Source organism: Ilumatobacter sp. (assembly GCF_041688325.1).
Classification (GTDB): domain Bacteria; phylum Actinomycetota; class Acidimicrobiia; order Acidimicrobiales; family Ilumatobacteraceae; genus Ilumatobacter_A.
The window spans coordinates 1-5,336 of record NZ_JBDNIJ010000022.1 but is presented as its reverse complement, the minus strand read 5'-3'; the positions used below and the strand labels follow the sequence as shown (position 1 = coordinate 5,336).

At 63.2% G+C, this 5,336-nt stretch carries 5 protein-coding genes; 3 read left to right on the top strand and 2 right to left on the bottom strand.

What is annotated here, in order from left to right; all coding sequences use genetic code 11:
- Window positions 1–1,900: molybdopterin-dependent oxidoreductase (locus tag ACH2EI_RS01670; protein ID WP_395158936.1), on the bottom strand; the 1,900-nt coding region annotated here is incomplete at its 3' end.
- A gap of 217 nt (window positions 1,901–2,117) precedes the next feature.
- Here ACH2EI_RS01670 and ACH2EI_RS01665 point away from each other — a divergent pair.
- Window positions 2,118–2,783, top strand: coding sequence for a histidine phosphatase family protein (locus ACH2EI_RS01665; RefSeq protein ID WP_395156217.1), 666 nt, complete (start codon window positions 2,118–2,120; stop codon window positions 2,781–2,783).
- A gap of 33 nt (window positions 2,784–2,816) precedes the next feature.
- Here the strand turns inward: ACH2EI_RS01665 and ACH2EI_RS01660 are convergent, their stop codons facing one another.
- Window positions 2,817–3,305 (bottom strand): NUDIX domain-containing protein, encoded by a 489-nt coding sequence (locus ACH2EI_RS01660; protein WP_395156215.1) that lies wholly within the window; start codon window positions 3,303–3,305, stop codon window positions 2,817–2,819.
- A gap of 125 nt (window positions 3,306–3,430) precedes the next feature.
- On the opposite strand from ACH2EI_RS01660, the gene ACH2EI_RS01655 reads away from it, so the two are divergent.
- Both ACH2EI_RS01655 and ACH2EI_RS01650 read left to right on the top strand, forming a co-directional pair.
- A complete protein-coding gene (locus ACH2EI_RS01655) occupies window positions 3,431–4,801 on the top strand; it encodes a mycothione reductase (RefSeq protein WP_395156249.1) in 1,371 nt (456 codons plus the stop codon).
- Between the two features lie 21 nt (window positions 4,802–4,822).
- A partial coding sequence (locus tag ACH2EI_RS01650; protein ID WP_395158934.1) for an aminotransferase class V-fold PLP-dependent enzyme occupies window positions 4,823–5,336 on the top strand: 514 nt, incomplete at its 3' end.

Sequence of the window (5,336 nt, the reverse complement as noted above, 5' to 3'; positions counted from 1 at the left end):
CGGTCGCACCGTCGACGAGTTCCCGAGCGGCCGCGTCGGCGGCGTCGAGTTCGACGAACGGGCCACCTTCGGCCGGCCCGTGCTTCGGGAGGTGCGAGTACCCCGAGTTGAGAAACCGAGCATGGTGCTTCGGGGTGAGCAACTGCAGTGGGTAACGCGTGACCAAGGCGGGGTCGCCACCGGGCCCCTCGTTCGGTGCGATGTAGGTCGGCACTCGCGGTTGACCCATTGCTTCCAGTTCGTCGGAGGCGAGATGAATGCGGCCTGATGGCGTGTCGAAGTCCCCGTCGCCGAAGGGTCGACCGTCGGCTGGGTATGGCGCTTCTTGCCACATTGTGTCGCGCAGCCCGTCGAGGTCGAGGCCGGGAGCGCCCTCGCGCATCAGGATCTCGTCGTCGTCGAACAGTGCCGGCTCTGTGTAGCCCATTGCACCAGCGAGCCGGCGGAACAGCTCGGGGTTACTGACGCACTCGCCGAGCGGAGGAATTGCCGCGTGGTTGTAGTTGGTATGCAACGAACCCCAGGAGAACACGATGTCGTCGGTTTCGATTTGGGTGGTTGCCGGGAGCACGATGTCGGCGTATTTCGCAGTGTCGGTCAGGAACTGCTCGTGTACGACGGTGAAGATATCGTCGCGCAGAAGGCCCTGCTTGATCAACTCGGCGTTCGGTGTGGTGACGACTGGGTTGCAGTTCCAGTTGATGAACGCGTGCACTGCCGGGCCGTTGGCCTCACCGGCATGGGGGTGCGTGAGAATCTGGCCAAGCCGGCTCATGTTGAGCGTGCGGGAGTCGCCGATCTCGAGGTCTGGCCGGAGGATGGCGTCGACGTCCATCTGACATTCAGTCCAATCTCCGGTGCTTTTCGAGACGCCACCACCGCGCTCGGCCCAGGCACCGGTGAGGGCGGGCAGGCAGCTGAGTGTGCGATGGAACATCGCACCGTTTTCGTGATGTTCGGGGCCAATGAGTGTGCGAATCCCAGCCGGGCGCACGGTTGCATAGTCGTGCGCAAGCTGTGTGATCACGTCGGCGGACACACCGCATGCGTCAGCAGCTCGTTCGGGCGTCCAGTCAGCAACCTCATCCTTGAGTTCAGAAAAGCCCAGCGTGTGGGCATCGATCCACGCTTGATTGGTGAGCTGGTCCCGGATCAGTACGTGCATCATCGCGAGGATCATGGCGATGTCGGTTCCGGGGAGTGGCTGGATGAACTGGTCTCCCTGCGCTTCGTCGATGGCGTCGGCGGTGACAGTCCGGATGGGGTCGATGACGACGAGGCGCGCCCCGTTGGCGCGGGCCGCCTCGATCGTCGGCCAGAGGTGCCGGTTGGTGAGGCGAGTGTTTGTGCCCCAGAGGATCAGCAGCTTCGAGTGCAGGTGCTGCATCGGGTCGATGCCGCGGCCCGAACCCATCGTCTTGGCCATACCGGCACCGACGGTGACGCCGCAGATGTTCCGGTCGAGTTTAGTCGCGCCCATGTGGCCAAAGAATCGACCGCTCAGCCCCATCAGAGCGAGCATGCTCTGATTCCCGGCGTCGGAGTAGGGGAGCACCGCTTCGGGGCCGTGTTCGTCGATGACCCTGTGGAGGTTCGCTGCGATCTCAGTGAGGGCGTCGTCCCAACTGATCTGCTCGAACTCGCCGGAGCCTTTCGGACCGGTTCGGCGCATCGGATGCAGCAGGCGGTCGGGCGAGTAGACCCGATCGAGGAACCGGTTGACCTTCGGGCACAACTCGCCCGCCGAGTACGGGTGGTCGGGGTTGCCGCGCAGTTTGACGGCAACGGGCCCGGCCGGACGGTCTTCGACCGTGACGATCCAACCACACGAGTCCGGGCAGTCGTGGTGGCACGTGCCGTTGATCGTTCGCGTGGCGGCGGGCTCAAGCACGTCGGTCATTCGTTTAGCGTACGACAGCGTGCCGGCCCTCGCCCGCTTGAATCGGCCATTGACCACGGCAGAACTGTGACGACCTCGCGACAGAGTTGCGTTTGGGGTCTGACCCCGTACGCAACTCTGCGAAGGCGCACCGAGGAGGCGAACGCTTTGGTGGGTTCGAACTCGAGAATGGGTGCGGCTCTCGACAGATCTGAGCGGCGTGTCATGCTGGACCACGATGAGCTCTGATGTGACCCGCATGATCCTGATCCGCCATGGCCAGTCGGCCTCGAATGCGGGCGGGTGGTTGAGTGGTCAAGAGACCTGCGGTGGCTTGACAGATCTGGGCATTGCCCAGGCAGAAGCACTACGCGGGCGGCTCGCGGCCGACCCGTCGATGACACCTGATGTTGTGCTGGTGTCGACGATGCGCCGTGCGGTCCACACCGCCGAGATCATCTCTGAGCCGCTTGGGATCGTGCCGGAGCAACACGGCGACTTGATGGAGCGCACGTCGGGCGAAGCCGAAGGTATGAAGATTGCCGAGTACACGGCAAAGTACGGCAGAGCACCGTGGACCGACTGGGAGAACCCGCTGTCGCCGGGTGGCGAGTCAGGCCACGACTTCGGCGAGCGCGTCCTCACGGCGACCGATCGCGTTGTTCGTGAGCATCGCGGCAAGACTGTCTGGGTGGTCTGTCACGGCGGCGTCATCATGGTGTCAGCAGTTCGCCGGTGGCCCGGAGCTTCCATCGATCTCAGCAACCTGCCTGTGACAAGCCCGCAAAACACGTCGGTGAGCGAATGGCACGTCGATGGTGAGAGCAACTGGCGGATGGCCAGCTTTAACGATCAAACCCACCTCGTGGGCATCACCAGCGGCACCGCAAACATCACTGGCTGAGTAACAACGTTGCGCGAGCCCCGTTGTGTTATCTCACGCGAAATCTCGAGCGGCGACAATAGCTTTGAGTTCGGGCCAGGCTGCCGCGAAGCCGGCGTGCAACGGAAGCGCTTCGACTTCGGCAGGTGTACACCAGTCGACGGCGTCGGTTTCGAAGTTGATCGATGATCCAAACCGTTCGTCGACTTCGACCACGACCGTCGTGTAGGCCCAGTCGGTGGCTGGTTTGAACACGACCTCACCGATGAGCCGCGGCGTGCCAGCGATGTCACCGACTTCTTCGGAGGCTTCGCGCAACGCCCCCTCGAGTGGAAGCTCGCCCTGATCGAGTGCCCCGCCGGCACAGCTCCAGGTGCCACCCTCGTGGGCCATCTGCGATCGCTTCTGCAGCATCACCCGCGGGCCGTCGGCTTCGCGGATGACGAACACAACGCCCGCTGCTCCGTAGATCCCCCAGCGCACGTGACCGTCGCTGCAGCGCATGAACCCGTCGCCGGAAGCCGGTCGTCTGTCGTTGAACACCCGCCCACCCTGACACACCGAAGGTGTACTGATCCCGTCCAGTCAGGAGTTCGATCTGGAGTTCGATCTGGAGTTCCGGAACAAAGCAGCTTGTTCATGGTTGTATTCAACTCGTGAGCGACAACATGGAGAACGAACAATTTGACCTGGTGATCATTGGATCGGGTTCCGGAAACTCGATTCCCGAGTACCTCAGCGACTGGAACATCGCCATCGTCGAGCGCGGTGTGTACGGCGGGACCTGCCTCAACGTGGGCTGTATCCCGTCCAAGATGTTCGTGCTCCCCGCCGACGCAGCACTCGCTGCAGCCAATGGCGCCAAGCTTGGCATTGACACGCAGTTCAACGGCGCTGACTTCCCAGCGATCCGTGACCGCGTGTTCGGCCGGATTGACGAGATCTCTGCAGGTGGCCGGGACTACCGCGCGACCGGCAGCCCGAACGTGACACTCTTCGAAGGCACAGCGGCGTTCGTCGGCGACAAGGTCTTCCGTGTTGACATGAACGACGGCAGCCAACGCATGATCAGCGGCGACAAGGTCTTACTCGCAGCTGGTGCTCGCCCCGTTGTGCCGCAGATTTCGGGCCTCGCGCAGGTGGGCTTCCACACGTCCGACACGATCATGCGTCTTGACGATCTGCCCAAACGCCTCGGCATTATCGGTGGTGGCTTCATTGCCGTCGAGATGGGCCACGTGTTCTCGGGCCTCGGCTCCGACGTCACGCTCTTCAACCGGTCAAACACGCTGTTGCGCGGCTTCGACGACGACATCGCCGCACGCTTCACCGAGCTGTTTGGCGACCGCGTCAACCTGCACCTTGGTGTCGTGCCGACTCATGTCGAGCGCATTGCTGATGGCATTGCGCTGACGGTTGGCGCCGAGACGGTCATCGTCGACGAGCTCCTTGTGGCCACCGGCCGTGAGCCGAATAGCGACCTCGTCGATGCCAAGTCTGGCGGCCTCGAATGTCATCAACGCGGCACCGTCGTTGTCGACGACACGATGGCCACCACCGTCGAGAACGTCTGGGCAATTGGCGACATCGCTAACAGCTACCAACTCAAGCACCTCGCCAATGCTGAAGCGTCTGTGGCGTTCTGGAACATTGCTCACCCCAACGATGTGCGCCATCAGAGCTACAAGGCGGTTCCGGGAGCGGTGTTCTCCAACCCGCAGGTCGCCAGCGTCGGGTTGACCGAGCAGGAAGCGGTTGCGCAGGGCCTCCCGTTCAAGGTGGGCAAGCGTGACTACGCCGGCACGGCGTACGGCTGGGCGATCGTCGACGAAACCAGCTTTGCCAAGGTGCTCGTCAACACCGAGACTGGCCTGATCATTGGTGCCCACATCCTCGGTCCGCAGGCTGCCACGCTGATCCAGCCGATCATCCAGGCAATGGAGTTCGACCAACGCGCCGACGACGTTGCTCGCAAGGTGTTCTACATCCATCCGGCGCTGACCGAAGTTGTCGAGAACGCCATCCTTGAAGCGCTCTGACGACCGCTACGGTCGGCGGGTATGTCGGGCACCGAGAGCGCAGCATCAAGCACTGAGCCGTTCACCGCTGCCGAAATCGCTGCAATCAGAGCGGTGACGCCGGGCTGCAGTGACGACCTGATCCACCTGAATCATGCGGGTTCGTCGCTTCCCCCGCAGGCTGTGCTCGATGCCCAATTCGGCCACCTCCAGCGTGAAGCAGTGATTGGCGGTTACGAGGCTGCTGCGGAGGCTGCGGATCGAACCCGGGCGACGCACGCTTCCATCGCTCGTCTGATTGGTGCGACACCGTCCGAGATTGCCCGCTTCGGCAGTGCTACCGAGGCGTGGATGGCGGCCTTCTGGTCGATCCCGATGGCTGTTGGACAGCGGATCATCGTGCACGACCACGAGCACGGCGCGAACGCGATCGCCTTCATCCACGCCGCAAAGACTCGCGGTGTCATCATCGATCGTGTGCCCAGTGATGAGCACGGCCAGGTGTCGGTGGACGCGATGGCCGAGCGGCTCCAGCATGCTGATGACGTCGCGCTGG